Here is a 26,396-nt window from a genome sequence, read left to right as displayed (position 1 = left end):
GGCGGCTGGGGTCAGGGCCGACCGAGTGGTCAGCTGGCGGTGGAGTCGTCGGTGTAGCGCAGGACGGCGGCCACCGGGATGTCGCCGGGCATCGCCGACCGGGGCAGGACGACGACCCCGGCGTTGCTGCCGACCGCGGCCCGCAGCAGCGCCCGCTCGACCGGCACCCGGGCCGCGTCGGCGACCCCGAGGGCAGCCATGTCCTCGGTGCTCACCCCGATCTCCAGCGGGGAGGTGCCGACGAACAGCTGCTCGTCGTCCTGCTCCTCGGCCAGCACGAGCGTCTCCACCTGCGCCTTGCGCAGCGCCTCGACGACCAGCGCGGTGCCGGTCAGCGCGAGCCCGTGCGCCGAGGCGGCGGAGATCTGCTCCAGCACCGCGGCGTCCTCGGCGGCCTCGTGCTCGGCGAGCAGCTCCTGCACCCGCTCGTCGATGACCGAGCGGTCGGCGCCCTCGGCCCGGCCGCCCTCGTTCATGTCGACCAGTACGGCCTTGATCTTCGGGGTCGCCCGGTCGGTGAAGATCTGCCGCGCCCGGATGTCGCCGGCGATCAGCACGAAGCGTGCGCCGGACTTCTCCACCAGGGTGTCGATCTCGTCGATCACCTGCTGCATGTTGTGGATCCACACGTTCTCGGCCGTGTGCTGGTAACGGTGGTGCGCCCAGCCGCCGACCTGCACCTTCCGCATCAGGTGCGTGTCGCCCTCGATCGACTTCTCCACGGTGGGCAGGCCGGGCGCCGTGGCGACGGTGATGTCCGCCCCCACCCGGTCGGCGACGATGACGACGTGCGGGATGCGGCCGGGCAGCGCGCGGAGCACGCTCACCAGGTCCGGCATCGGCGACCACTCGGCGGTCTCGGCGCGCGGGGAGTCAGCGAGCGGTGCGTCGAAGAGCACCGTCCCGTCGGGACCGGTGACGACGGCCCGCCCGCGGTAGGTGCCGGCCTCACCGCCCTCGTTGCCCTCGAGCAGCCGGCTCCGCACGGCCTCCACGACGGACTCCGGCGCGCCCTGCTCGGTGAGCCGGTCGGCCAGCGCCCTGACCCGCAGGTCGAGTTCGGTGTCGGCGTTCTCGGTGGTGTGCGTGACGTCGGCACACACGGTGGCGAACGGGCCGGGGTGGTCGGTCACAGACCCCAGGAAGGTCACGTCCATGGGACGGGCTGCTCCTTCGGTGCGTGCGGTCAGGGGCCGGTGCTGGGCCCGCGTCCTACGACGACCGGCCTACCCACCGCCCTCCGGCTCACACCCGGTGTGTCAGCACGGCGGTGCCGGGTAGCAGGAGGACCTCCTGCCCCCCGCCACTCGCGAGCTCGCGGCGGGACCCTGCTGGGGAGCCGACGAACCGAACGGAAGGAGCCGGGATGAGCGAGCGCCTCGACCTCCCGCTGCCCGACTACGACCACCTGCCCGTGGGCAGCCTGATCTCCCGCATCCGCACCCTGGACGCCGACGGACTGCAGTCGGTGCTCAGCTACGAGAAGGCGCACGCGAACCGGGTGCAGGTGGTCTCCGCGATGACCCACCGGCTCGACGACCTGAAGGCGGGGACACAGCCCTCGGCCGGCGACCCGGCAGCTGCCCAACCCGAGCACGCCCCCGCTGCGGCCGGCGGTTCCCAGGTCTCCCAGGCGACGTCCGGCCCGCCGATCAACCCGCCGTCGCACGGCGACCCGACCAACCCGGCGCAGCCACGCTCCGGTAGCTGACCGGCGGCCGGGCCGGCTGCCCCGGGGCAGCCGGCTCAGCCGCTGAACGCCTTCACCATGTCCATCACGGCGGGGCCCAGCAGCACGATGAACAGCGTCGGCAGGATGCACAGGATCAACGGGAAGATCACCTTCACCGGGATCTGCATCGCCTTCTCCTCGGCCCGCTGCCGCCGCTTGAGCCGCATCTCCTGCGCCTGGGTGCGGAGCACGTCGGCGATGGAGACGCCGTAGGCGTCGGCCTGGACGACGGCCCGGATGAACCGGGCGAGGTCGGGCACGCCGGTGCGCTCGGCCAGCGCCAGGTAGGCGTCCCGCCGGGGCTGGCCCACCGCGATGTCCTGGAGGGTGCGCACCAGCTCCTCCGCCAGCGCCCCCTTGCCGTTGGTGGCGGCCCGGGCCATGGCCGACTCGAAACCCAGCCCTGCCTCGACCGCGATCGTCATCTGGTCCAGCGTGTCGGCCAGCTCCAGGCCGATGGCCTGCCTGCGCTCCTGCCCGCGGCTGTAGAGCAGCAGCTCCGGGACCATGTACGCCACCCCGGTCACCCCGAGCCCGAGCAGGCCCGTCCTGATGCCGGGGGTGGCCAGGAACAGCAGCAGGGTCAGCCCGGCACCGATCGCGGCGAGCACCAGCTTGGCCGCGACCAGCCGGGGCACCGGCCAGGCCGCGGGACGGCCCGCGGTGCCGGCCAGCCGGTTGAGCCGGGCGACCGTGCCGCGCGGGGTCAGGGCGCGCACGAGGCCGGCACCGGCCGCGGTCCCGGACCGTGTGCCGGCGCCGGGTCCGGTCAGCTCCAGCCCGCGACCCAGGTTGTCCCGGGCCTGGACGACGGTCGGGTCGGGGCGGGCCAGCACCGCCCAGCCCAGCAGCGGCAGGGCGAGGGCCACGGCGGCGGCCGCGGCGAGCACGAGCGGCGGGAGGGAGGAGGGCGTCAGCACGGGTCCCCCTGCGGAGCAGTGTTCGTCATCAGAACCTGATCGCCACGGTCTTCTTCAGCCACAGCCCGCCGACGACCATCATCACCAGTGCCGCCGCGAGCAGGGCCCAGCCGGCGAGGCTCTGGGTGAACTTCGCCAGGTACGCGGGGTTGCTGAGGGACAGGAAGGCGGTCACGCCGAACGGCAGGGCCATCAGCACGATCGCGGACAGCTTCCCCTCCGCGGCCAGCGCCTTCACCTGCCGGCGGATGGCGTTCCGCTCCCGGATCGTGTGCCCCACCGAGTCGAGCACCTCGGCCAGGTTGCCGCCCACCTCCCGGTGGATGGCGATCGCCTGGGCCACCCAGGTGAAGTCCTCGCTGGCCGTCCTGGCGGCCACCTCGTCCAGGGCGTCAGCGAGCTCGCGGCCCACCCGGGTCTCGTTGACGATCCGGGCGAACTCCTCGGCGGTCGGCGACGCCGCCTCGTGGGACACCGAGTCCAGGGCGCGGAGCAGGGAGTGCCCGGCACGGAGGCTGCTGGCCATCAGCTGCAGGGAGTCGTCGAGCTGGTCGGCGAACGCGGCCTGCCGTCGTCCGGTGCGGAAGGCGAGCAGCGCCTTCGCGCCGAGCGGACCGGCTCCGGCCAGCAGCACCGCGGGCAGCAGACCACCGAGCAGGGCGCCGACCGCCGCGAGCACGAGCGTGGCCACGCCGACGAGCAGCACCACGTCGGCCAGCGGGGTCGACACCCCGGCCCGCTCCAGGGCGGCGGCACCGGCTGCGGTCCTGCCGCGTCTGACCAGGATCCGGTGGACGGCGTCCCGGGCGACCGCGGCCGGGCCGGCCAGCGCGGACGGCGGTGCCGGAACGGAGGGATCGAGTCGGCTCAGCGGCAGCCGGGGCGGCCCGGCCGGCAGCACCACGAGCGCGACGAGCAGCAGCGCGCCCGCGACGGCGGCGATCCCGACGAGCAGCAGGACCGTCGCCATCAGGACCAGCTCCTGGGCCGGGAGGCCTCGGTCGCGCCGAAGACCCGCGGCGACAGGCTGATGCCCAGCTCGGTGAACCGGTCGGTGAACCGGGGGCGCACCCCGGTCGGCACGGGCTTGCCCAGAAACCGGCCGGTCGCGTCGACGCCGGCGGAGTAGTCGAAGAGGAAGGCGTCCTGCAGGGTGACCGTCTCACCCTCCATGCCCTGGACCTCGGTGACGTGGGTGACCCGCCGGGTGCCGTCACGCAGCCGGGTCAGCTGCACGATCACGTCGACCGCCGAGGCGATCTGCTCCCGGATCGCCCGCAGCGGGAGGTCCATCCCGGCCATCAGCACGAGCGTCTCCAGGCGGGCGATGGCGTCGCGCGGGGAGTTGGCGTGCACCGTGGACAGCGATCCGTCGTGCCCGGTGTTCATCGCCTGCAGCATGTCCAGGCTCTCCCCGCCGCGGCACTCCCCCACCACGATCCGGTCCGGGCGCATGCGCAGCGAGTTGCGGACCAGGTCGCGGATCGTGATCGCGCCCTTGCCCTCGATGTTGGGCGGCCGGGACTCCAGCCGGACGACGTGCTCCTGCTGCAGCTGGAGCTCGACGGCGTCCTCGATGGTGACGATCCGCTCGCCCTCCGGGATGAAGGAGGACAGCACGTTGAGCAGGGTGGTCTTACCGGTGCCGGTGCCGCCGGAGACGATGACGTTCAGCCGGGCCTCCACGCAGGCGTGCAGCAGCTCCGCCATCTCCGGGGAGAGCGTGCCGAAGCCGATCAGGTCGTCGACGCCGAACGGGTCCTTCGCGAACTTCCGGATGGTGAGCGTCGAGCCGCTGAAGGCCAGCGGCGGGATGATCGCGTTCACCCGGGACCCGTCGGCCAGCCGCGCGTCCACCAGCGGCGAGGACTCGTCGATGCGCCGGCCGACCCGCGACACGATCCGGTCGATCACCCGGCGCAGGTGCTCCTCCGAGGTGAAGCGGGCCGCGGTCCGGGTCAGCTTGCCGTTCTGCTCCACGTAGATGGAGTCCGGACCGTTGGCCATGATCTCGGTGACCGTCGGGTCGTCGAGCAGCCGCTGCAGCGGGCCGAAGCCGAGCACGTCGTCGGCCAGCTCCGCGGTGAGCCGCTGGCGCTCCTCGGCGCTCAGCGGCACCTTCTCGGCCTCGACCACCTCGTCGAGCTCACCGAGCACGATCGCCCGCAGGGCCTCCTCGCTCAGGCTGGCGTCGTGCATCCGGCTGCCCATGCGCTCGAACAGCGCCTTGCCGACGCGGTCCTTGAGCTTGCTCAGCGCGTCCGGGGGCGGCGGCCCGACCGGACCGGTGGGCACCGGCGGCGCCGGCACCGCGACCGTGACCGGGGCGACCGCGGGCAGCGGGCGGCTCCGCGCGGCGTCCAGGCGGTGGGCGAGGTTCATCAGGACGCCGCCCGGTGCTTGGCGCGCCGGCCGCTCGGGCTGACCAGCGGCGTGGCGGCGAAGCGGGAGACCAGCCGGCGCAGCTCCTTGGTCATCGGGTCGCGGCGGCCGCTCTCCAGCAGCGGCACCCCCTGGTTCGTCGACGCCGGCACCGCCGCCGAGCGGGGCAGGACGACGTCCACGCCGGTGCCGATCGTCGTCTCGACGTCCCGCACCGACAGGCCGCCCTTGGGGTCGGCGAAGTTCATCACCACGTGCCGACCGGCCGGGATCATGCACAGCTCCCGCAGGACGTCGAGCTCCTTGCGCAGTCCACGGACGCCGGGGACGTCCATGCTGCTGAGCATCACGACGTCGCTGGCCCGGTCGAGCGCCGCGAGGGTCTGCTCGGAGAGCCCCGGGGCGGTGTCGACGACGACGTAGCGGAACTCCCGGGCCAGCTGCGCCAGCAACCGGCTGACGTCGTCCGCGGTCACGGTGTCCCCCGCAGCCGGCGACTCGGACCCGCAGACCGCGTAGAGGCCGCTGGGGTGCTGGGTGAGGAAGGTCTTCAGCACCATGGTGTCCTGGCGGGCCGGCCCCTGGACGGCATCGGGCAGGCTGTACTCGGGCACGAGCCCGAGGGCCGAGGCCACGTCGCCGAACTGGACGTCCAGGTCGACGAGGACCGTCGACTGGGGCGCCGACGCGGTCAGCCCGATGGCCAGGTTGGTGGCGATCGTGGTCTTGCCGACCCCGCCCTTGGGCGAGGCCACGGTGATGACCCGACCGGTGTAGCGGGCGGAGTCCTCGACCGGGCGCAACGCCCGACGGCGGCCCGCCGCGGCGGCGGCCGCACGCTCGACAGCCGCCCGGATCTCCGGAGCGTCGGCGGCCGGGTCCAGCAGGTCCCGGATGCCCGCACGCATGGCTGCCTGCATCAGCGCCGGCTCGGGCCGGGCGAGGAGCAGGACGCTGATGCCGGGGCACTGGACGTCCAGCCGGGCCGCGAGGCCCAGCACGTCCTCCGCCGGCGCCTCGGGGCCGATCACCAGCACCTCGGGCAGCTCGCCGTCCACCAGCTGCTCGAACAGGCGCGCCGGGTCACCGGGCAGCCGCCCGGCGGGCAGCACGTGCACGTCGCCGTCGACGGCCGCGTGCACCCGCCGGCAGAGGTCGTCGCCTGCGGCCGCGAGCACCACGCGACTCATGAGTAGTCCTTTCCGTACACGGTGTCCGGGGTGATGACCTCGGTGCCGTCCAGGTCGGCGTCCGCCGGCTCGAGGGCGAGCCAGAGGGTGCCGTGCTCGGCGCCGAAGACGACGCCCTCGGCCTGCTCGGCGGTCAGTGCCAGGGTGACCAGGAGGCTGCCGGTCGGCACCGCGCTTGCGGCGGAGGCGGTCTCGGTGTCCGCCTCCGGGTCGGCCGGCGCCGGTGCGCCCTGCACCTGGGTGACCAGCACCCGGTGGAGCACGGCGTGGGTGGAGACCGGCTCGGCCTGCGAGATGAACACGCCCACCTCGTCGCCGGCGACCAGCCGCCCGCCGACGGCGCGCTGCGGGTCCAGCAGCACGCTGACCTCCGCCGTCCCGGCGGGGACGGCGACGGTGCCTGGGGCCTGCAGGCTCTCCGGCGCGGCGAAGCGGCTGCCCAGCAGCTGCTCGCCGGGCTGCAGGTCCACGGTCGCGACCTCGCCGGCCAGGTCGGCGAGGTCGGTGACCCGGCCGGCCACCGCTGCCCTCACCGGCAGCTGCTCGGTGCGGACGAGGGCGCCGAGGTCCTCGGCCGGCGTGCCCTCGGCCACGGGCTGGTCCACGACGAGGACCGGGACGGTCCGCATGCCGGCCATGGCGCGCTGGTCGGCGCCCTGGGCGTAGGCCACCAGGACGAGCGCCCCCACGAGAGCCAGGACGAGCGCTGCGAGGGCAGCGAGGAGTCGACGTCTCATGCCGGGTGCCCCTATCGGACGAGTCGGAGCACCGAGGCGCCGAGGTTCGGCGCGTCGGAGCTGTAGGAGAAGGCCTCGGAGAGGTCGACGAGGCGGGTGAAGTAGCCCGACACGCAGCGCTCGTTCCCCGAGCACGGCTTGGACGTGGTGGTGAACTGCCCACCGAACGAGTAGCCGGTGATCCGGAACGCCGCGTAGCCGTAGACGTGGTACCAGGCGTTGGAACCCGTGTCCCCGGAGCTGTCGAACAGCGGCAGCAGCACGGTCCTGCCGACCCAGGAGCTGATGTAGGCCTGGGTGCAGGTGCTCGGCGGGGTGTTGCCGGTCGAGGAGTACGTGCGCTGGTCGCGGGCGCTGGCCGCGGTGCACGCGTTGGCCGGCGTGTCCAGGTAGGCGAACCCGCCGGGGACGATGTTCTGCGACGGCCCGGTGCAGCCGACGGTGTTGGACGTCTTGGTGAAGTAGATGGTCCGCACGGTGGTGCCCGAGGGCAGCCCGCCGCCGGTCTGCTGGGAGAACTCGCACCAGGAGAAGGTCAGCGGGAGCACGGCGGTGCCCTGCTCGGGTCCGCCCCAGGCCACGGTGGCCGACGCGGTCACCCGGGTCGAGTCGTGGCCGATGACAGGGGCGAACCAGTGCTGGACCGGGTCGCTGCCGTTCACGGTGACCCGCATCGGGTTCGACGCGAGCACCGGTGGCGCGGCGCTGGCGCCGTCGTTGTTGGCCGCGACCATCGCCGAGGCGGTGGCGGTCATGTTGCCGCAGTTGCCGCGGGCGCAGTCCGCGGCGACGGCCAGGGCCGCGGCGTCGGCGGCGACCTGCAGCCGGGCCCGCTCGGCGTAGACGGCGCCGACGTCCACGGCGATGGCGGCGAAACCGATCATCGGGACCATGAGCAGGGAGAGGACCACTGCGGCCGCGCCGCGTTCACCGCGGACCCGACGGATCAGCCGTTGCACCGCATGACCCCCGTTCCGCTGAGGTTGACACCGGAGCCGAAGAAGCCGGTCAGGTAGGGCATCCGGTAGCTGATGCTCACCCGGACGTTCGTGCTGCCACCGGCGGCCGGGCAGGTCGCCGGCGTGATGACGATCTGGGTGTTGGTGACGGCGGGGCGGAGCGAGGCCGCCGCGTTCCGCACCGCGGTGCGTGCGGCCACCGGGTCGTTCTGCAGCGCCATCGCCCGCACACCCTCACGGGCGGCGGCCGACAGGGTGCCCTGCACCTGGAAGGCGTGACCGAACTCGGCGATGCCGAGCACGAGCAGGACCAGCAGCGGCACGATCAACGCGAACTCGACCGCGCTCGCCCCGCGCTCACCGCGCCGTCGGGTCATCCGTGCCACCTCCTCGGTGTGTGCAGCGGCGCGGCGGTCCCCCCGTGGGGACCGCCGCGCCGGGCAGCCGCTACTGGCGTCGGGTGTGCGGGTCAGCCGCCAGCCGGGGCGGTGCCCGGCAGGGCCTTCTGGATCGAGTCGAAGAGGCCGTTGAGCTTCCCGCCGAGCAGGCCGACCGAGACGATGATCACGACGGCGATCAGGCCGACCATCAGGCCGTACTCGACGGCGGTCGCGCCCTTCGTCTCCTTCTTGACCCGGTCGGCGGTGAAGGCGGCGAGGGTGTACAGGGTGGTGTAGAGCTGCGTCACGGAGGACTCCTGGGTGGTGTCTGCCGGCTGGACCCGGGTCGGCTGACCCGGCCGTGCGGCTGCTCCACGACCATCGGGTGCGAGCGCCCTGGCCTTGAGCGACTCCACCCGGACGAGCCGGTTCCTTACGCCATCCGGGTGCTCAGGGCGACCGGATCGTCACACTGTGTTGCGGAGCGGCGACCGCTCGGGCCGGTCAGCTGACCGCGAGCGCCATGGTGAGGGCGGCCCCGACCAGCATCGCGGGGCCGAACGGCAGGTCGCTGTCCCGCCGGACGCGCCCGAGGGCCAGCAGCACGAGCGCGAGCACGGCCTGCACCAGGAAGCCGGCCACCGCCCCGAGCAGGACGACGTCCCAGCCCAGCCAGCCGAGGAACAACCCGAGCACCGCGGCGAGCTTGACGTCGCCCATGCCCAGCCCGCTCGGCGAGATGACGGCCAGCACCAGGAAGACGACGAAGAGCACGGCCGCACCGAGCACGGCCCGCATCAGGTCCGTCCAGCTCCCCTCGGTCGCGGCAGCGACCAGGAGCAGCGCGGCGCCGACGACGAGGGTCGGCAGGACCACCCGGTTGGGCAGCAGCCGGTGCTGCAGGTCGATGACCGTGAGCAGCACGCCGGCCACCGCCAGGAGCAGGAAGGCCGGCAGCTGCCAGGAGACACCCCACCCGACGACGACCAGGACGGCGAGCACCGCCGTCCCCACCTCCAGCAGCGGCCACCGGACGGCCGGCGGGCCCGAGCGGGTGAGGACCGTTCGCAGTGGGACGTCGTCCGGCCAGGGGAACCGGCCGGCCAGCCGGTTCACCAGCGCACCGGCACAGGACCCGAGCAGCGCTGCGCCGGCGTACGCGAGCACGAGGAGCGGGCTCACGGCAGGGGGCCGGGGATGGCGACGCGCACGGCGGTCAGCCTCGCACGGGCGCACGGCCGGGCCGTCGAGGCGGCGCCGCTGCTGGGGAAGTCAGTGCCCGGCGGGCCGGCTCGTGGGCGTCGGGCGACCTGCTGAGCAGTGCGGGTCGAGGTCAGCGCCGCGCGGCCGGCTCCGCCACCGAGGCGCCGGAGGGGAGGCCGCCGTCCTCCCGCTCGTGCACGGCGAGCGCCGGGTCCCGCTCTTCGCCGACCGTGGGCTCCTCCTTGAGCTGACCGCGCCGGTGGTCCCAGACGTCGCGGGCGATGACCTGGATGATGCTGGCCACCGGGATGGCCAGCAGCGCACCGAGCACGCCGACCAGCTCGACGCCGACCAGGATCGCGATGATCACCGTCAGCGGGTTGACCTTCACCGTGCGGGCGAAGACCAGCGGCTGCAGCAGGTGGTTCTCCAGCTGCTGGTAGAGCAGGAAGAACACCAGCACGGCGATGCCGGCCGGCACCGAGTGCAGGAAGCCGGCCAGCACCGCGACGATCCCGCCGATGGTGGCGCCGACGAGCGGGATGAGGTCGGCGATGCCGACGAAGAGCGCGATCAGCCCGGCGAACGGGACGCCGGCGAGGAGCAGCACCACGTAGGTCAGCACCCCGCAGATGAAGCTGATCAGCAGGTTCCCCGACAGGTAGCCGGTGACCGACTTGGCGCAGTCGGTGGCCACCCGGCGGATCCGCTTGCTGGTGGGCGGTGCGAAGAGGGCCAGCGAGCCGTCGACGATCTTCGGGCCCTCCAGCACCATCAGGTAGGCCAGCACGATCACGGTGACCAGGCCGGTGACCCCGGTCGCGATGCCCCCCAGCACCCCGGCGGCCGGCGTCGTCAGGCCGCTGGCGAAGTCGCTGATCTTCTGCTGGTTGTCCTGCACCCACTGCAGCGCGTTGGTCCGCTCCAGCAGGTCCCCGACCGGGCCGCGGCCGTTGCGGGCGTCGTCGACCAGGCCGGGCAGCTGGCCGGCCACCTTGGTGCCCTCCTGCGCCAGCGGGACGGCGAAGGCCGTCACCAGGGCGGCGAACAGGATGAACGCGACCAGGAAGACCAGCAGCGTGGCCAGCGACCGGCGCTTGCCCCTGAACACCTTCCGCTGCACCCACCCGACGACCGGAGCGAGAGCGACGGCGAAGAACGCACCGACCACGCACCAGGTGAGGATCTGGCGGGTCTCCAGCAGGACGTACAGCAGCAGCGCCGTCGTCAGCAGGAGGCCGATGGTGGCCAGGATGGTGCGGGTCGGCACCGGGGGCTGGACCCGGGGCGCGGGAGGAGAGCTCACCAGTTGGTTGTGCCCCAGGGGGTTTACGCGGTAAACGCAACCATCGGTCAGTCGGCGCCGAGGTGCCCGCGGAAGGGGGCCTCGGCCGGCGAGGAGCAGCCGTGGTGGCCCTGCTCTTCCGGACGGTCACCCGCTGTCCGCGACCGGCAGGTGCCCCCGTGGGTTCCCGGCGCCGGCGCAGTTCCTGGTTGACCGGTCGGGTGCCCAGGGCCAACGTGCCCGAGGGCCCACTGTGCAACGACCGACAGCGAGGGAGTAGACGATGATCAAGGGTGCTCGCGTCCTGGCAGCCGGAGCGGTGGTGGCCGCGTCCGTGGTCCTGCTCCAGGGCTCGCTGGCCAGTGCGAGTCCGCCCGGCTCCGCGGGCGGTGGCGGTGGGCACGACGACGTCCTGCGGTTCGACGTCCAGTTCAGCCCGTTCGACTACACGGACCTGGGCGAGCCGGGCCCGTCCCCAGCGGACCTGATCGTCTTCCACGACCTCTTGTCCAGGAGCGGCACCGAGGTGGGCCACGAGGTGGGCAGCTGCGTCGTCGTCGATGCCGACGGGCTCGCCTCCTGCACCGCGGTGATCACCCTGGACGCCGGCGGGACCATCGCCTACTCGTTGGAGAACGCTCCGCCGCCGCGCAAGGTGCTGGCCGTCACGGGCGGGTCGGGGCCCTTCCGGTCGGTGGGTGGCGACGGCGTCCTCGTGGAGAACGGCGACGGGACGGGCACCCTGACCCTGGACCTGGACCTGGAGGACGACTGACCTCCAGGTCCGGCCGCGCCGCGGTGTGCGCGGGGGCCGAGTGACCTGGTGTGACCCACGGGACGGGTCTCTGGCGACACGGCGACCCGGCACGCCCGGCCGGGATGGACGTCCTGCCTACCGTCCGTCCATGCCCGACAACCGACTCCCCCCGGTCCCGAACGCCACCGCGCGGCTGCACCAGCTGAAGCTGATCGCCGCCGCCCGGGTCAGCGCCGCCCGCACCACGTCGCGGCAGCAGGTCACCGACATCGTCCGCGTCACCGTGGACGACGAGGTCGACACCAGCACCTTCAAGGCGATCGTCGCCGACGTGGCACCCGACTCGCTGCGCTGACCTCCGGGGCGCGCTCCGCGCCGGCTCCGTGGCGGCCGGTCTGGTGGTGGTCGCGCCCGGTCGCGGTGCTCGGGAGGTGCACCCCGCCGCCCGCAGACCCGAGGTCCGGTGAGCGGCCTCGTCGACCAGTTGCTCAGCGTGCCCGGCTGGGTCGTGCTGCTGGTCACCGCGGCGGTCGTGTTCGCCGAGGACGCCCTGTTCGTGGGCTTCGTGCTGCCGGGTGAGACCGCGGCGGTGCCGGCCGGGGTCGCCGCCGGCCTCGGGCACGTGCCGCTGGTCGCCGTCCTCGCCGTCGTGGTGGGAGCCGCCGTGGCGGGCGACTCCGTCGGCTACGAGATCGGCCGACACCTCGGCCCGCGCGTGCTGCAGCTCCAGGTGCTCCAGAAGCGACGGGCACGCCGGCGGCGGGCCTGCCCTCCGCCGTCGATGGGTCGCGCCGCTGAACCGTGGAGCGGCGGCTGGGCACCCGCGGGGGCACCTCCCGTTCGCCCGCGTCTCGATCACCGGGATGGCCGGCCGCCGGCCGACCGCCTGACCGCTGCGGTCCGTGCAGTGAGGCGCTCGGTGAGCCAGCGGTCCCGACCGGCCAGCGCGGCCCTCGCCATGGCGGTCGGGTGGCCGGTGAAGCCGTGCGGCGACTCCGGGTAGACGCGGAGGTCGACGGCACCTCCGGCCGCGGAGAGCCGGGCCGCCATGACCAGGTTGTCCTCCAGCAGGACGTCCCGGGTCCCGACCACCAGGAGTGCCGGCGGGAGGCCGCGCAGGTCGCCGAAGACGGGTGACACGTCGGGCACGGTGCGGTCGGCCAGGTGTCCGGCGTAGGCCTCGAGGAAGTACTCGTCGGCGATCAGCCGGCCCGCCGGGGTCCGGCCGCTCAGGTCGTAGGTCCCGAACTCCAGCACGGCGCCGGCGAAGGAACCCGCCAGGCCCCGGTCGCGGAGCCGGAGCAGCGTGGTCAGCGCGAGGGTCGCTCCAGCCGAGCTGCCACCGATCGCCAAGGCGGTCGTACCGAAGCGGGCCCCGGCCTGGTCGACGAGCCAGAGCGCAGCCGTCTCGCAGTCGTCGGGCGCCGCCGGCCAGGGGTCCTCCGGCGCGAGCCGGTGGTCGACGCTGACCACGGCGATCCCCAGCGACTCGGCGAGCGCCGCGTTGCGTGCGTCCCCGCCCGCCGTGGGCCCGAGGTAGAAGCCCCCACCGGGGATGTCGAGGTGGACGCCGCGCACCTCCGTACGCGCCGGCAGGGAGATGCGCAGCCGGACCTCCCGCCGAGCCGAGTCCACGACCTGCTCGACGGTGACGCCCCCGGCGGGCGGGGGCGCGGCGTGCTGGGCGCGCACCGCCCGGAGCTCCTCGAGCGACGCGGGCCCTCGCCGTTCCCCCCGCGCGGCGTAGAACGCCCGGCTCTCCGGGACGTGCCTCTCCAGCTCTTCCGGGACGAGCCCGTCCAGCCCGACGTCCACGCGGTCTCCTCGTCTGCCAGGGAGCGCCCCGCGTCGACCGACGGGGGGCGGGCAGGGGGCCAGCATGACGAGCACGCCCCTCCCGTCCTGCTTCGACACCTCCGGCTGGGACCCCCGGACCGTCGTCTCCGGAGGGTCGCGCCTCGTCCCGATCGAGACGGCCAGCGGCACCTTCCGGGTGTGGACCGAGCGGGTCGGCACCAACCCGGACCTCGAGGTGCTGCTGCACGGGGGTTCGGGCGCCACCGCCGAGCTGTACGAGTGCTGCGACACCTGGTTCCCCGCTGCGCGGCCGGTGTTGGTGAGGGTGAGCCGTTTGCCGGTACGGGATGCGAAGGAGCCTTCGTCAGTCACGTCCGAGCCCACGCCGGGCCGCGCGCCGCCGCCGCACGCCGGGCCGCCCGGATGTCACAGCGGGGCGGGCTGGCTCGTCTCGGGTCACGTCCACCGACACGACAGAGAGGTGATCGACGTGAACGTGTTCGTCGCAGGCGGCAGCGGAGTGCTCGGCCGCAGGCTCGTCCCCCAGCTCGTGGCCCGCGGCCACCAGGTGACCGCCACCACCACCAGCAAGGACAGGCTCGCCCTGCTCGAGAGGCTCGGGGCCAGGGCCATCGTCATGGACGGCCTGGACGCGGCGTCCGTTGGCGAGGCCGTCGCCGCAGCCCGTCCCGATGCCATCGTCCACCAGATGACGGCCATCGCCCCGGCCCACGCCGGCAAGCCAGACATCAAGCACTTCGACAAGTGGTTCTCGCTCACCGTCCGGCTGCGCACCGAAGGGACTGATCACCTGCTCGCCGCCGCGCAGGCGGCCGGCCGGCCTCACGTCGTCGCGCAGAGCTACGCCAGTTGGAACGGCATCCGCCAGGGCGGCTGGGTCAAGACCGAGGAGGACCCCTTGGACACGCACGCCGGCACCCCGGCGCAGGAGCCGATGGAGGCGGTCCGCTACCTCGAGAAGGTCGTCATCGCCGCGGGCGGCGCAGCCCTGCGGTACGGCGCGCTCTACGGCCCCGGGGCGACCGACGATCAGGTCGAGCTCGTCCGTAAGCGGCAGTACCCCCTCATCGGCGACGGCGGCGGGTACAGCTCGTGGATCCACCTCGACGACGCCGCCAGCGCCACCGTCCTGGCGGTCGAGCGCAGGGCCGCCGGCGTGTTCAACATCGTCGACGACGAGCCCGCGCCCGCCAGCGAGTGGCTGCCGTACCTGGCCGAGTCCGCCGGCGGAAAGCGCCCCATGCGCGTGCCCAAGTGGCTCGGACGGGCCGCGGCCGGCGACGTCGCCGTCATGATGATGGTCGAGGGCCGCGGCTTCTCCAACGCCAAGGCCAAGCGGGAGCTCGGCTGGACGCTGCGGTATCCGTCGTGGCGCCAGGGCTTCAGAGAAGGGCTGTCGTGAACAGGTCCGAGCGGTTCGAGGAGCTCCGGCCACTGCTGTTCTCCATCGCCTACCGCCTCCTGGGCAGCGTCAACGACGCCGAGGACGCCGTCCAGGAGACCTGGCTGCGCTACCACGGGTCCGCGGCCGAGCCCAACTCGACCAAGGCGTTCCTGTCCGCGGTCGTCACCCGGATCTCCATCGACGTCCTGCGCGCGGCTCGCGTCCGCCGCGAGGCCTACCCGGGCCACTGGTTCCCCGAGCCGCTGCTCGCCGACCCCTACCAGGACCCGGAGCGGTCCGCCGAGCTCGCCGACTCCGTCTCGATGGCCGCGCTGCTGGTGCTCGAGCAGCTCACCCCGCTCGAGCGGGCGGTGTTCGTCCTGCGGGACGTGTTCGGCTTCGGCTACGCCGACATCGCCTCGACCGTGGGGCGGTCGGAGGCGGCCTGCCGCCAGCTCGCCGCCAGGGCCAGGCGTCACATGGGCGAGGGACGCCCGCGGTTCCAGGCCGACCGCGACGAACGGCGCGAGCTCGCCGAGCGGTTCTTCGCCGCCTTCAAGGACGGCGACGTGAGCTCGCTGCGGTCCCTGCTCGCGGACGACGTCCAGATGATCGGCGACGCCGGCGGCAAGGCCCCGCTGTGGGGCAGCGGCGTCTACGGCGCCGACGATGTCGCCAGGGTCCTCGCCGCGAACGTGCCCGCCTTCGTCGACATCGGCGGCGCCGCCGAGCCCCGGGAGATCAACGGACAGCCCGGCGCGGTTCTGCGCGACGGCCAGGGCAGAGTTGTCGCGACCCTCGCGCTGGACATCCTCGACGGACGTGTCCAGGCGATCCGGTCCGTCGTCAACCCCGACAAGCTCGGCCACGTCGGCCCCGTCTCCGACGCCTGGGCCGTGCTGCGCGACACGAACCGCGCGCGTCGCGGCCCCTGAGCAGCAGCGCCCGCGGCGGACGGCCAGAACAGGTCGGCGCCGCGCTCGTGGAGCGCGGCTCTGAGCCGTTGACCGCGCGGCCCGCTCGGCGGCTTCCCACCAGGTCCAGCTGAGGATCTCCAGCCAGCAGGTCTTCCAGCGGTCAACACCCCGCCCAGCAGACGTTCGGGATCTCACCACCCTGAGCCTCGGACTCGCCTCGGCGGTTCGAAGCACGCGCCGGTGGCAGAGATGCCGCTAGAAGCGGCAGATCTGCCACTGTCTGTCCGGGGGAGCCAGGTCGAGCATGGAGACGCAGGTTCGACGGCCGAGAGCTCAGATCCATGCCCACCGGGGCCGGCTTCTGCCCGGGAACGGCGCCATCTCTCTGACCGCCCGTGCCCACCGTCTTTCCGACATCGGGAGTGAGCGATGCATTCGTGGACCGCCGAGGAGATGGCCAGGCGACGACGGCTGGACCTGCTCCGCGAGTCCGAGCGGGGCGCTGGTGGCATCGGTGCGACACCGGCGGCCCCGTGCAGCCCGGCGGCTGGTCCACCGCCTCCTGACCGTGATGCGCGGGCGGGGGACAGCGGCCGCCACACCGACTCCCGGCCCGGAACGGCCGGCAGCTGGGCTGAATGCCTCGCGCGTGGGGACGCCGTCGTGAGGGTCCGGTCCTCAGTCCCGCGGAACGCCGGAATCGGTACGGCTCGTTCTGGTCAGGCCCACCAGGCACACGGTGCAAGCGCACGCCCGGACGGGTGCGTGAGGCACGGGCGCATGAAGAAGCGTGGTCACGAGCTGGGCCGAGTGGGGCGCCACCGCGGTCAACGCGCTGGCGCGGGACATGGTGATGTCGTGGGTGCGGTGAGAGCGCTCGATCTTGCCGCCGTCTGCAACACCGGAGGGACTTCCGGTCGTGGTCAGTGGTAACGCCATCGCCGGCATCGCGGTCATCGCCCTCGGGCTCGTGCTGACGCCGGGACCGAACATGATCTACCTCGTCTCGCGGTCCGTCACACAAGGGCGCCGCGCCGGGCTGGTCTCACTCCTCGGGGTCGCCGCCGGTTTCCTCGTCTACCTGGGCGCTGCGGCCGCCGGGCTGGCGACGGTCTTCGTCGCCGTCCCGGCCGCGTTCACGGTCCTCAAGCTCACCGGCGCCGCTTACCTGCTCTACCTCGTCTGGCGGACTGTCCGCCCTGGCGGGACGAACGCCTTTGCTCCTGGGGAACTGCCCGTCGACTCACCGTGGCGCCTGTTCACGATGGGGCTGGTGACCAACCTCCTCAACCCCAAGATCGCGGTCCTGTACGTGTCCTTGCTGCCCCAGTTCATCGACTCCCACCGCGGCTCCATCGCGGCGCAGAGTCTGGTCCTCGGGGGCACCCAGATCGTCATCGCTCTGACGGTCAACACCCTCATCGTCGTGTTCGGCGGAGCCATCGCCTCGTTCTTGGGCGCCCGACCGTCGTGGCTCCGCCTGCAGCGCTACTTCATGGGGGCCGTCCTGGGAGCTCTCGCCGTTGGGCTCGTGGTCGACCGGTCACCAGCATCGGCCAGTCGATGAACCCGGCTCGACGGAAGCAGAAGGCACCGCGTGACGTCCATGGACGTGCAGACTGCACCCCATCACCTCCCTGGTGGGACCAGCGACGGGTTCCGCTGTGCGGCGTCAGTCCCAAGGACGGATGTGCCCTGACCGAGGCACCGGGGGCCGACCACTCGTGGAGGGGCCGTCGCCTCGCAGCGTTCTGGCGCCACCCTGCACAGCCGTGCATCAGGGCGGGACCCGGCCAACGGCTGTCGCTCACGTGACGACGGCAGGCCCAGGCGAAGGGTCACTGTCGTGCTGGACGGCAAGGGAAGGAAGGGGTCGGGGATGACAGAGATGGGCGAGCGGATCGAGTGGCGAGGACGCGTCGTCGCCTGGTCGAAGACCGGTTCGGGACCCGCCGTCGTGTTCTGTCATGGCACACCCTGGTCGTCCGTGTTGTGGGCGCCATTCGCCGACGCTCTCAGCAGGGACTTCACCGTCTACTTGTGGGACATGCCTGGCTACGGTCTTTCGTCCAAGAGGCCTGAGCATCCGGTCGACCTGGGTGTGCAAGGCGAGCTGTTCGCCGACCTGCTTGCCCAGTGGGGCCTGAACGCACCACACGTGGTGGCGCACGACTTCGGCGGCGCGGTCTCGCTCCGCGCGCATCTGCTGCTTGGTCGGCAGTTCGCGTCGTTGTTCCTGGTGGACGTCGTCGCGCTGAGTCCATGGGGATCGCCCTTCTTCAACCTGGTCAAGGAGCACGCGGACGTCTTCTCGGATCTCCCTGCCGGTGTCCATGAAGGTGCGTTACGGGCCTACATCGAGAGCGCGAGCCACAGCGGTCTCCGCGGGGATGAACTCGACCAGCTGACGGGTCCGTGGCTGACCGACGATGGTCGTCCGGCCTTCTATCGCCAGATCGCCCAGGCCGACGAACGGTTCACCGATGAGATCAGGCCCCGCCTGGGTGATGTTCGCCCACCAGTCCGCATCGTCTGGGGAGAGCAAGACACCTGGATTCCGGTCGATCGGGCGACGTCACTCCATGATGCGATACCGAGATCGACGCTGAGCCTGGTGAGAGCGTCCGGTCACCTCATGCACCACGACGCTCCAGTGGCCCTGGCGGACGAGCTGCGGGCATGGCTCGACATCCAGACTCGGTAGTTCTCCCTTTGGAGAACGCCGCACCGTTCGCACCGCGCACGGTCGGTTCGCCCGGTGGCAGTGAGGTGACTCGACGTCAGCAGCAGCCGTGCGCCCTTCCTCGCGCCGCCCAAGACCCAGGCCTCCGTCCGGGTCGTGCCGCTCCCCAGGTCGTCGTCGACGCCGTGGCGGCTCACCTCGCCACCTGGCCGACCGACGGGCTCGTCTTCGCCACGGAGCTCGGTGACCCGATCCACCGCATGGCCTTTCCGAGCGCACCTGGCGCCCGGCGGTGGAGCGGACCGGCCTCGGCGGCGTCACCATGCACAGCCTCCGGCACTTCTACGCGAGCCTGCTCATCCGGCACGGGGAGTCGGTGACGACCGTCCAGGCCCGGCTCGGGCACGCCAGCGCCGCCGAGACGCTCGACACCTACAGCCATCTCTGGCCCGACTCGGACGACCGGACGAGGCCGCGGTGGGCTCCGTCCTCAGCCGGGTTGCGGACTCTGTGCGGACTGACACAGCCCTCTGAGGAGGAAACCGCAGCTCAGCGGCGGGCGACGGACGAGTCGGCCTGTACGCCGGGTTCTGTCCCCGGGTGCCTCACGGCATCCCGATGAGCGGCCATCCATCTAGGCCTGCCGTTGCCAGCAGGCTCGAGCGGTCCACCCGCAGGCTCGGGCGGGCAGCCCTCGAACGCCTGCGCAGGCCGGCGGCGAGCCGCCGTCCCTCTCGACCTTGCTCCGGGTGGGGTTTACCGAGCCACACCGGTCACCCGGTGTGCGGTGGTCTCTTACACCGCCGTTTCACCCTTACCAGTGCACGCACTGGCGGTCTGTTCTCTGTGGCACTGTCCCGCGGGTCACCCCGGGTCGCTGTTGGCGACCACCCTGCCCTGTGGAGCCCGGACGTTCCTCGGCGACGGGGTCTCCCCCGCCGACGCGACCGCCCAGCCGACTCGTCCGTCGTGGTCGGCAGCCTACCCGCCGGTCATCCCCAGTAGAGCCGGAAGCCCACCCGGCGCGTGCCGTCCTCGGCCGCGGTCGCCATGTCGACGATCTGCCGGGCCTGTTCCTCGACCGGGGTGTCCGACAGCAGTTCCAGGTAGCGCCGGTGCTCGCTCAGCGAGGCCACCGCCGTCTCCACGTGCTCGCCGACGTCGACCAGGTGGGCCGGATCGAGCATCTCGGTCACCGCGACGTACTGCGACCGCCACCGCGGCTCGGTCAGGTCCCGGAAGATCCACTCGTTGTTGGCGTCCGCGACGGCGTCCAGCACGCACTGGCCCAGCGCCCGGTGGTCCGGGGAGTTCAGGTAGCCCGGGGACATGCCCGGCGGGGTCCAGGTCGCGCCGAAGTACCCGGTGACCACCAGGTTCGGCTGGTGGCGGCGGATCGCGCCGGCGATCGCCCGCCGCAGGTCCGGCCCCTCGACGAGCACACCGTCGCGGAAGTCGAGGAACTCCACCTCGCTCACCCCGACGACGGCGGCCGACCGCCGCTCCTCCTCCTCGCGCAGCGGCCCGACCTCCTCCGGCGGCACCCCGGCCATCCCGGCCTCGCCTCGCGTGGCCAGCAGGTAGTGCACCTCCTTGCCCGCCGACGTCCAGGAGGCGACGGCGGCTGCGAGGCCGTACTCGATGTCGTCGGGGTGGGCTGCGACGACGAGTGCGCGCTGCCAGTCGTCCGGGAACGCCGTAGGAGCCATGCCGGGAGTCTGCCCGGGCTCAGCGCCTGGCGGCAGGCTCCGGCGCCTCGTGCGGCCGCTCGACCGGCGCACCCGACGCCGGCGCGGCCGCCCGGACCAGCCAGACGACCAGCAACCCGCCCACGATCGCTGCGGCGGCGCAGACCAGGAAGACGTCGCGCAGCCCGCCGGCGTAGGCGCTGCCCAGCAGGTCGGCGAGGCCGGCCCGCTGCTCGGCGGGTGCCGAGCCGATGAGCTGGCCGGCCTGACCGGCGGTCAGCGCCGACGCAGTGCCCGCCGGGTCCGGCGCACCGCCGTCCCGCAGCGCGGCGGTCGCCTGGGCGGTGAAGACGCTGCCCAGCACCGCCACGCCGAGGGCGAAGCCGAGCTGGCGGGCGGTGTTCACCGCACCGGAGGCCATGCCGCTGCGCTCCCGCGGAACCGTCGCCAGCGCCGCGGAGGCCAGCGTCGGGTTGGCCACCCCGACCCCGACGCCGAGCACCGCGAGCCCGGGCACGAGCACCGTCCAGGACGAGTCGGCGTCGACCAGGGCCAGCAGCAGCGACGCGACCCCGATGAGGAGCAGCCCGCCGCCGAGCACCAGCCGCGGCGCCATCGTCTGCAGGAACCGGCCGGCGAGGGCGGCGACGACGAAGCTGCAGGCCGACAGCGGGATGAAGACCAGACCACCCTGCAGCGGCGAGAGCCCGAGCACCGACTGCAGCCACAACGAGGTGTAGAGGCTCGCGGAGAACGCGGCCGCGTTCAGCAGCAGCGCGCCCAGCATGATCCCGCTGAAGGAGCGGTTGCGGAACAGCGAGACGTCGAGCATCGGCGCCCGGCGGCCGCGCTCCACGAGCACCCACACCCCCAGGACGACGAGACCGCCGACCAGCGGCCCCCAGGCGACCGGCGCGCCCCAGCCGTCCGCCGCGGCCCGGACCAGTCCGAAGACCACGCCGCCGGCGCCAAGGGTGAACAGCGCGATGCCCGGGACGTCGGGCCGGGGCGCGTTCGGCTGGCGCGCCTCCTGCACCGCGACCAGCGTGACCGCGACGGCGAGGACGCTGATCGGCAGGTTGACGAAGAAGATCCACCGCCAGGACAGCTCGGTGAGCGCGCCACCCAGGATCGGGCCCAGCGCGGCGGCCGCACCCACGACGGCGCCCCAGACCCCGAAGGCGGTCCCGCGGTCCCGCCCCTCGTAGCTGGTGTTGATCAGCGCGATGGTGGTGGCCAGCATCGCCGCGCCGCCGATCCCCTGGACTGCCCGCGCGCCGATCAGCAGCTCCGCGTTCGGCGCCAGCCCGCAGGCCAGCGAGGCGACCGCGAACAGCAGCAGCCCGGCCAGGTAGACCTTCCGCCGGCCGTACAGGTCGGCGAGCGAGCCGGCGCCGAGCACCAGCGCGGACAGCGCGAGCGCGTAGACGTCCACCACCCACTGCAGCTGGTCGAACGACGTGCCCAGGTCCAGGGCCATGTCCGGCAGGGCGACGTTCACGATCGTGACGTCGATGAGGAGCATGAACGTGCCGGTGCAGATCGCGACCAGCGGCAACCACTTGCGCATGCGCCCACTGTGCAACGACCCAGCGACAGAAGAGACACCAGCATCGCATCGGTGACGGGATCCTCCACCGGAGGGCACCATGGTGCAGGATGCTGACCGTGCTGGACGCCGTGGACCGTCAGATCGTGCACGCGATGCAGGTCGACGGGCGGGCGCCGTTCAGCCGGGTGGCGACGGTGCTCGGGATCTCGGAGCAGACCGTGGCCCGCCGGTGGCGGCGGCTGCGCGCCGACGGCGTCGTCCGGGTGCTGGGGCTGACCACACCGGAGGCGACCGAGCCCAGCTGGCACATCCGGATGCGGGTGCAGCCGGCCGCGGCCGGCGCGGTCGCCGACGCGCTGGCCCGCCGTCCCGACGTCTCCTGGGTGAGCCTGACCGCCGGCGGCGCGGAGATCACCTGCTCGACCCGGCCGCGCACGCCCCGCCAGCGCGACGCGCTGCTGCTGGACCGGCTGCCGCGCACGGTGCAGGTCATCGACCTGGCCGCCTTCTCGGTCCTGCACGCCTACGTCGGCGGGGTCTACGAGTGGACCGGCTTCGAGGACCCGCTCACCGACGAGCAGATCGCCGCACTCAGCCACGAGTCCGCGCGGATCGCGACCACCCCGGTGGCCCTGGACCCGGAGGACGACCTGCTGTTCGCGGCGCTCGCCACCGACGGCCGGCTCAGCTACGCCGAGCTCGCCGGGGTGACCGGCTGGTCGGAGAGCCGGGTGGCGCGACGGGTCGAGGCCCTCCGGTCGGCCGGTGCGCTGTACTTCGACCTGGAGATCGCCAGCGAGCTGCTCGGGCACCCGGTCAGCGCGCTGCTGTGGCTCGGCGTCGCGCCGGCCGACATCGCCCACGTCGGGGAGTCGCTGGCCCGGGAGCCGGAGACCGCCTTCACCGCCGTGGTGACCGGCCCGGCCAACCTGATGGTGGCGGTGACCTGCCGGGACACCGCGCACCTGTACCGGTTCCTGACCGACCGGGTCGGCGCCCTGCCGGTGCGCAGCCTGGAGACCTCCACCGTGCTGCGCCGGGTCAAGCAGGCCGGCAGCCTGATGGACGGCCCGCGGCTCACCGACCCCGAGCCGCCACCGGTCCGCGGCCGCTGAGCCGCCGGGACTTCGATCAGGTCACCTGATCAATGACCTTCCTCCCGCACCAACGCTGGTGCGGGAGGACGCCCGGTGATCAGGTCACCTGATCACCGGGCCGCTCGGATCCACCCCGCGGGCGACCCGCAGCGCGGCCTGGATCATCGGCACCTGGAAGGGGATGCGGCCGGCGGCGACGGCCAGCTTCCACGGCTGACGGCGGAAGGCGCGGAGCGTCTGCGCGTGGGCGGGCAGCACGCCGACGAGCACGGCCACCGCGGACCAGCCCCCGATCCGGCGGGTGGCCGGGACGGCGACCAGTGCGGCGGTGGCCAGCTCGGCCACCCCGCTGCCGATCACCCAGGGCCGGGGCCGGCCGAGCTCGGGCGGGATCATCCAGTCGTAGGCCTGCGGACGGACGAGGTGGAAGACGCCGGTCCCGGTCATCCCCGCCGCGATGGCCAGCGCTCGCGCGTCCCTCGGCATGGGCACACCGTAGGCTCGCCGGTCGTGTCCGCTGTCGACCTGCTCATCGCCGCCGGGGTGGCGCTCCTCGCCGGTGGCATCAACTCCATCGCCGGCGGCGGGTCGCTGATCCTCTTCCCCGTCCTGGTCGGGCTGGGCCTGGGCACGGTGCCGGCGAACGTCACCAACTCGGTCGCCCAGTGGCCCGGCTACATCGGCGGGGTGCTCGGCTTCCGCAGCGAGTACGCCGGCCAGCGCGGGCGGCTGGTCCGCTTCTCGGTCGTCGCGGTGCTCGGCGGCATCGTCGGGTCGGTCCTGCTGCTGACCACCCCCAGCGAGGCGTTCGACACCGTCGTCCCGGTGCTGGTGTTCGGAGCCAGCATCCTGCTGGCCTTCCAGCCGCTGATCACCAAGCGGCTCAAGCGGCAGGAGGACGGCGGCCGGACCGGGGACCCGGCGTGGCTGTACGTGGCGCTCTTCCTGGCCACCGTCTACGGCGGCTACTTCGGCGGCGCGCTGGGGGTGATCCTGGTCGGCGTCCTCGGGCTCGGCCTGGGGCGGCTGAAGCTGGCCAACGCGATGAAGAGCGCGATCTCGCTGGTCACCGCCTCGGTCACGGTGGTCGTCTTCGGCATCTGGGGCCCGGTCGAGTGGGCCTACGTCGCCGTCTGCGCGCCGGCGGCCCTGCTCGGCGGCTTCCTCGGCGCCAAGGTCGCCACCCGGATCCCGAGCACGCCGCTGCGGGTGCTGATCGTCGTCTTCGGCATCGTGGTGTCGATCTACCTGTTCTTCCGCGGCTGACCGGCCCGACGCGGTGTCCGACCCGCTCGCCCTGCTGCTGGCCGCCGTCCTGCTGGCGGCGACCCTCGCCGCGGCAGCCGCCGACTCGCCGTGGCTCCCGCCGGCCGTCGTCGCCGTCCCGGGTGCGCTGCTCCTGGTCCTGCTCGGGGCGGTGAGCTGGCAGGACACGACGGCCACCGTCCGCGAGGTGGCGCCGACCGTCGCGTTCCTCGTGGTGGTGCTGCTGCTCGCCGAGCTCGCCGACCGGGAGGGGCTGTTCACCTGGTCCGCGGCGCTGACCGCCCGGCAGGCGGGCAGCTCGGCGACCCGGCTGCTCACCCGGGTGACGCTGCTGGCCGCCGTGGTCACCGCGGTGCTGAGCCTGGACGCCACGGTCGTGCTGCTGACGCCGGTGGTCGTCGCGACCGCGCTGCGGATGCGGGTGCCGGTGCGGCCGCACGGCTACGCGGTGGGGCACCTGGCCAACTCGGCGTCGCTGCTGCTGCCGGTGTCGAACCTGACGAACCTGCTCGCCGTGGCGGCCACCGGGTTGTCCTTCGTGCACTTCGCCGGGCTCATGGTGCTGCCCCAGCTGGCCACGGTGGCGCTGGAGTACCTGGTGCTGCGGTGGCTGTTCCGCCGGGACCTCCGCGGGTCGGTCGACGTCCCGGTGCACGACGTCCCGGGCACGCCCGTGCTGGCGCTGGTGGTGGTCGGCGCCACCGTGCTCGGCTTCGGCGTCGCCTCGCTGGTGGGGATCCCGCCGGTCTGGCCGGCCGCCGCAGGGGTCCTCGTCCTGGGCGTCCGCCAGCTGGCCACCCGCCGGACGACGCTGCGCGAGCAGCTGGTCGCGGCGAACCTGCCGTTCGGGCTGTTCGTGGTCGGCCTGGCGGTGCTCGTGCTGGTGCTGCAGCTGCACGGCCTGGAGGCCGTGCTGCACGCCGTGCTCCCGGACGGGGACGGGCTGCTCGCCCTCCTCGCCGTCGCCAGCGTCTCGGCGCTGCTGGCCAACCTGGTGAACAACCTGCCGGCCACGCTGGCGCTGGTGCCGGTGGCCGCGGCCGGCGGCGTCCCGACCGTGCTGGCGATGCTGATCGGGGTGAACCTCGGCCCGAACCTCACCTACGCCGGGTCGCTGGCCAACCTGCTGTGGCGGCGGGTGCTCGGCGAGCACGCCCCGGACACCGCCCGCTTCAGCGCCGTCGGCCTGGCCACCGTCCCGCTGACCATGATCGCCGCCACCACCGCCCTCTGGGCCGCGCTGCTGGTCTGACAGGTGACGCCCCTCGGCCCCGTCGCAGGGACCCACGGCGTGCGGAGCGCGTCGTGGGGGGCGACGGGGTCCTTCATTCCCCGCCGCGGCCGGGCTCGCCGATGGCGATCATCGCCTCCACCGCGCGGCGGGCCCGGGCGGCGACCTGCGGGTCGACGTCCACCGCCCCCTCGCCGGTGCGCAGCGTGGCCAGCAGCTTCGCCGGGGTGATCATCTTCATGTAGCGGCAGGAGGCACGGGCGTTCATCGGGATGAACTCGGTGCCGCCGTTCAGCGAGCGGAGCTGGTGCAGGATGCCGATCTCGGTGGCCACCAGCACCTGCGGCGCCCGGGTCGCCGCCGCGGCCTCGACCATCCCGCCGGTGGACAGCACCCGGGTGCGGTCGGCGGGCAGGTCGCCGTGGCTGACCAGGTCCAGCACCGACGTGGTGCAGCCGCACTCGGGGTGCACCAGGACCTCCGCGTCCGGGTGATGGGCGATCTGCGCCCGCACGTCGCTGGGGCTGATCCCGGCGTGCACGTGGCACTCCCCCGCCCAGATCGAGATGTTCTGCCGGCCGGTGACCCGCTTGACGTGCGCGCCGAGGAACTGGTCGGGGCAGAACAGGACCTCGCGGTCCTCGGGGATCGACCGGATCACGTCGGCGGCGTTGGAGCTGGTGCAGCAGATGTCGGTCTCGGCCTTCACCGCCGCGGTGGTGTTGACGTAGCTGACGACCACCGCACCCGGGTGCTCGGCCTTCCACTCGCGCAGCTGCTCGGCGGTGATGCTGTCGGCGAGCGAGCAGCCGGCGGCGTGGTCGGGCAGCAGCACGGTCTTGTCCGGCGAGAGGATCTTCGCGGTCTCGGCCATGAAGTGGACGCCGCAGAAGACGATCTCCCGGGCGTCGGTCTCGGCCGCGACGCGGGACAGGTACAGCGAGTCGCCGGTGAAGTGGGCGACGTCCTGGATCTCGGGCACCTGGTAGTTGTGCGCCAGGATGACGGCGCCGCGCTGGTCGGCCAGCCGGCGAACCTCGGCCGCCCAGGTCTCGTACTCCAGGTCGGACATGGTGCGGTCGCCGGTGGCGCGCGCGGTGCTGGTCGTTGCGGTCATGGCGGTGCTCCCGGTGCTCGCTGTCCACCTGTCACGACCAGTGTCCCCTGGCCGTCCGCGGCCCGGCGCGACCGGTCCGTGGCCACAGTGCGGGCGGG

26 protein-coding genes, 1 other RNA gene and 1 pseudogene are annotated in these 26,396 nt (G+C 73.2%); 11 read left to right on the top strand and 17 right to left on the bottom strand.

The features are described 5' to 3' along the window. Nucleotides 1-29: 29 nt before the first annotated feature. Nucleotides 30-1,157 (bottom strand): baeRF2 domain-containing protein, encoded by a 1,128-nt coding sequence (locus FHL80_RS00975; protein ID WP_138731590.1) that lies wholly within the window; start codon nucleotides 1,155-1,157, stop codon nucleotides 30-32. Nucleotides 1,158-1,366: 209 nt separating this feature from the next. Between FHL80_RS00975 and FHL80_RS00970 the strand changes: the two genes are divergently transcribed. Continuing rightward, the gene (locus FHL80_RS00970) at nucleotides 1,367-1,711 is read left to right on the top strand and encodes a DUF8129 domain-containing protein (protein ID WP_138731589.1); all 345 of its coding nucleotides are present in this window, start codon (nucleotides 1,367-1,369) and stop codon (nucleotides 1,709-1,711) included. Between the two features lie 35 nt (nucleotides 1,712-1,746). On the opposite strand, the gene FHL80_RS00965 is transcribed toward FHL80_RS00970, so the two are convergent. The 10 genes from FHL80_RS00965 to FHL80_RS00920 form a co-directional block, all read right to left on the bottom strand. Then, complete coding sequence (locus tag FHL80_RS00965) at nucleotides 1,747-2,652, bottom strand: type II secretion system F family protein (protein WP_246078370.1); 906 nt, start codon at nucleotides 2,650-2,652, stop codon at nucleotides 1,747-1,749. A gap of 28 nt (nucleotides 2,653-2,680) precedes the next feature. Then, entirely contained in the window at nucleotides 2,681-3,622 is a 942-nt protein-coding gene (locus FHL80_RS00960; protein WP_138731588.1) for a type II secretion system F family protein, read from the bottom strand. Beyond that, a complete protein-coding gene (locus tag FHL80_RS00955; protein WP_138731587.1) occupies nucleotides 3,622-5,034 on the bottom strand; it encodes a TadA family conjugal transfer-associated ATPase in 1,413 nt (470 codons plus the stop codon). Before FHL80_RS00955 ends, FHL80_RS00960 begins: the two co-directional genes overlap by 1 nt. Further along, on the bottom strand, nucleotides 5,034-6,224 hold the full coding sequence (locus FHL80_RS00950) for a CpaE/TadZ family protein (RefSeq protein WP_138731586.1): 1,191 nt from the start codon (nucleotides 6,222-6,224) through the stop codon (nucleotides 5,034-5,036). Before FHL80_RS00950 ends, FHL80_RS00955 begins: the two co-directional genes overlap by 1 nt. Next, nucleotides 6,221-6,961: a Flp pilus assembly protein CpaB gene (gene cpaB, locus FHL80_RS00945; protein ID WP_138731585.1), complete on the bottom strand. Its 741-nt coding sequence runs from the start codon at nucleotides 6,959-6,961 to the stop codon at nucleotides 6,221-6,223. Before cpaB ends, FHL80_RS00950 begins: the two co-directional genes overlap by 4 nt. A gap of 11 nt (nucleotides 6,962-6,972) precedes the next feature. Continuing rightward, nucleotides 6,973-7,920 carry a pilus assembly protein TadG-related protein gene (locus tag FHL80_RS00940; protein WP_138731584.1) on the bottom strand — a complete coding sequence of 316 codons (948 nt, stop codon included), beginning with the start codon at nucleotides 7,918-7,920 and terminating at the stop codon, nucleotides 6,973-6,975. Further along, nucleotides 7,908-8,297, bottom strand: coding sequence for a TadE/TadG family type IV pilus assembly protein (locus FHL80_RS00935; RefSeq protein ID WP_138731583.1), 390 nt, complete (start codon nucleotides 8,295-8,297; stop codon nucleotides 7,908-7,910). Before FHL80_RS00935 ends, FHL80_RS00940 begins: the two co-directional genes overlap by 13 nt. A gap of 92 nt (nucleotides 8,298-8,389) precedes the next feature. After that, entirely contained in the window at nucleotides 8,390-8,608 is a 219-nt protein-coding gene (locus FHL80_RS00930) for a Flp family type IVb pilin (protein WP_138731582.1), read from the bottom strand. Nucleotides 8,609-8,804: 196 nt separating this feature from the next. Beyond that, nucleotides 8,805-9,482, bottom strand: coding sequence for a prepilin peptidase (locus FHL80_RS00925; protein ID WP_138731581.1), 678 nt, complete (start codon nucleotides 9,480-9,482; stop codon nucleotides 8,805-8,807). 151 nt (nucleotides 9,483-9,633) lie between these two features. Beyond that, nucleotides 9,634-10,809: an AI-2E family transporter gene (locus FHL80_RS00920; RefSeq protein WP_138731580.1), complete on the bottom strand. Its 1,176-nt coding sequence runs from the start codon at nucleotides 10,807-10,809 to the stop codon at nucleotides 9,634-9,636. A gap of 262 nt (nucleotides 10,810-11,071) precedes the next feature. Here FHL80_RS00920 and FHL80_RS00915 point away from each other — a divergent pair, with 262 nt between their 5' ends. Both FHL80_RS00915 and FHL80_RS00910 read left to right on the top strand, forming a co-directional pair. After that, nucleotides 11,072-11,563, top strand: a complete 492-nt coding sequence (locus tag FHL80_RS00915; RefSeq protein WP_138731579.1) for a hypothetical protein — start codon at nucleotides 11,072-11,074, stop codon at nucleotides 11,561-11,563. Nucleotides 11,564-11,693: 130 nt separating this feature from the next. Next, a complete protein-coding gene (locus tag FHL80_RS00910; protein WP_138731578.1) occupies nucleotides 11,694-11,900 on the top strand; it encodes a hypothetical protein in 207 nt (68 codons plus the stop codon). A gap of 500 nt (nucleotides 11,901-12,400) precedes the next feature. Here FHL80_RS00910 and FHL80_RS00905 read toward each other — a convergent pair whose 3' ends face one another. Next, nucleotides 12,401-13,360, bottom strand: a complete 960-nt coding sequence (locus FHL80_RS00905; protein ID WP_216870320.1) for an alpha/beta hydrolase — start codon at nucleotides 13,358-13,360, stop codon at nucleotides 12,401-12,403. A 178-nt stretch (nucleotides 13,361-13,538) separates the two neighbouring features. Between FHL80_RS00905 and FHL80_RS00900 the strand changes: the two genes are divergently transcribed. The 5 genes and pseudogenes from FHL80_RS00900 to FHL80_RS27170 all read left to right on the top strand — a co-directional run. Further along, on the top strand, nucleotides 13,539-14,765 hold the full coding sequence (locus FHL80_RS00900) for an NAD-dependent epimerase/dehydratase family protein (RefSeq protein WP_246078369.1): 1,227 nt from the start codon (nucleotides 13,539-13,541) through the stop codon (nucleotides 14,763-14,765). Next, a complete protein-coding gene (locus tag FHL80_RS00895) occupies nucleotides 14,762-15,682 on the top strand; it encodes an RNA polymerase sigma-70 factor (RefSeq protein WP_138731577.1) in 921 nt (306 codons plus the stop codon). Before FHL80_RS00900 ends, FHL80_RS00895 begins: the two co-directional genes overlap by 4 nt. A gap of 901 nt (nucleotides 15,683-16,583) precedes the next feature. After that, nucleotides 16,584-17,231: a LysE family translocator gene (locus FHL80_RS00890; RefSeq protein WP_138731576.1), complete on the top strand. Its 648-nt coding sequence runs from the start codon at nucleotides 16,584-16,586 to the stop codon at nucleotides 17,229-17,231. 279 nt (nucleotides 17,232-17,510) lie between these two features. Next, nucleotides 17,511-18,368, top strand: a complete 858-nt coding sequence (locus FHL80_RS00885) for an alpha/beta fold hydrolase (RefSeq protein ID WP_246078368.1) — start codon at nucleotides 17,511-17,513, stop codon at nucleotides 18,366-18,368. A gap of 265 nt (nucleotides 18,369-18,633) precedes the next feature. Beyond that, nucleotides 18,634-18,780: pseudogene (locus tag FHL80_RS27170) on the top strand (tyrosine-type recombinase/integrase); the annotation flags it as partial. Nucleotides 18,781-18,910: 130 nt separating this feature from the next. Here the strand turns inward: FHL80_RS27170 and rnpB are convergent. The 3 genes from rnpB to FHL80_RS00865 all read right to left on the bottom strand — a co-directional run bounded on the left by rnpB (nucleotide 18,911) and on the right by FHL80_RS00865 (nucleotide 21,605). After that, nucleotides 18,911-19,310, bottom strand: an RNA gene (rnpB, locus tag FHL80_RS00875) — RNase P RNA component class A. 29 nt (nucleotides 19,311-19,339) lie between these two features. Beyond that, the gene (locus FHL80_RS00870) at nucleotides 19,340-20,056 is read right to left on the bottom strand and encodes a PIG-L deacetylase family protein (RefSeq protein WP_138731575.1); all 717 of its coding nucleotides are present in this window, start codon (nucleotides 20,054-20,056) and stop codon (nucleotides 19,340-19,342) included. Nucleotides 20,057-20,075: 19 nt separating this feature from the next. Next, a complete protein-coding gene (locus FHL80_RS00865) occupies nucleotides 20,076-21,605 on the bottom strand; it encodes an MFS transporter (protein ID WP_138731574.1) in 1,530 nt (509 codons plus the stop codon). An 89-nt stretch (nucleotides 21,606-21,694) separates the two neighbouring features. Between FHL80_RS00865 and FHL80_RS00860 the strand changes: the two genes are divergently transcribed. After that, entirely contained in the window at nucleotides 21,695-22,702 is a 1,008-nt protein-coding gene (locus FHL80_RS00860; RefSeq protein WP_138731573.1) for an Lrp/AsnC family transcriptional regulator, read from the top strand. Nucleotides 22,703-22,786: 84 nt separating this feature from the next. Here the strand turns inward: FHL80_RS00860 and FHL80_RS00855 are convergent, their stop codons facing one another. Further along, nucleotides 22,787-23,170, bottom strand: a complete 384-nt coding sequence (locus FHL80_RS00855) for a DoxX family protein (protein ID WP_246078367.1) — start codon at nucleotides 23,168-23,170, stop codon at nucleotides 22,787-22,789. A 24-nt stretch (nucleotides 23,171-23,194) separates the two neighbouring features. On the opposite strand from FHL80_RS00855, the gene FHL80_RS00850 reads away from it, so the two are divergent. Then, on the top strand, nucleotides 23,195-23,950 hold the full coding sequence (locus tag FHL80_RS00850; RefSeq protein ID WP_138731572.1) for a sulfite exporter TauE/SafE family protein: 756 nt from the start codon (nucleotides 23,195-23,197) through the stop codon (nucleotides 23,948-23,950). Between the two features lie 13 nt (nucleotides 23,951-23,963). Continuing rightward, nucleotides 23,964-25,202, top strand: a complete 1,239-nt coding sequence (locus FHL80_RS00845) for an SLC13 family permease (protein WP_216870318.1) — start codon at nucleotides 23,964-23,966, stop codon at nucleotides 25,200-25,202. A 73-nt stretch (nucleotides 25,203-25,275) separates the two neighbouring features. Here FHL80_RS00845 and nadA read toward each other — a convergent pair whose 3' ends face one another. After that, nucleotides 25,276-26,298, bottom strand: coding sequence for a quinolinate synthase NadA (gene nadA / locus FHL80_RS00840; RefSeq protein ID WP_216870317.1), 1,023 nt, complete (start codon nucleotides 26,296-26,298; stop codon nucleotides 25,276-25,278). Nucleotides 26,299-26,396: the final 98 nt, after the last annotated feature.

It is taken from the genome of Modestobacter excelsi, from assembly GCF_005930495.1.
Lineage (GTDB): Bacteria > Actinomycetota > Actinomycetes > Mycobacteriales > Geodermatophilaceae > Modestobacter > Modestobacter excelsi.
The sequence above is the reverse complement of the archived record's forward strand: the minus strand, read 5'-3'. Positions and strand labels throughout refer to the sequence as shown.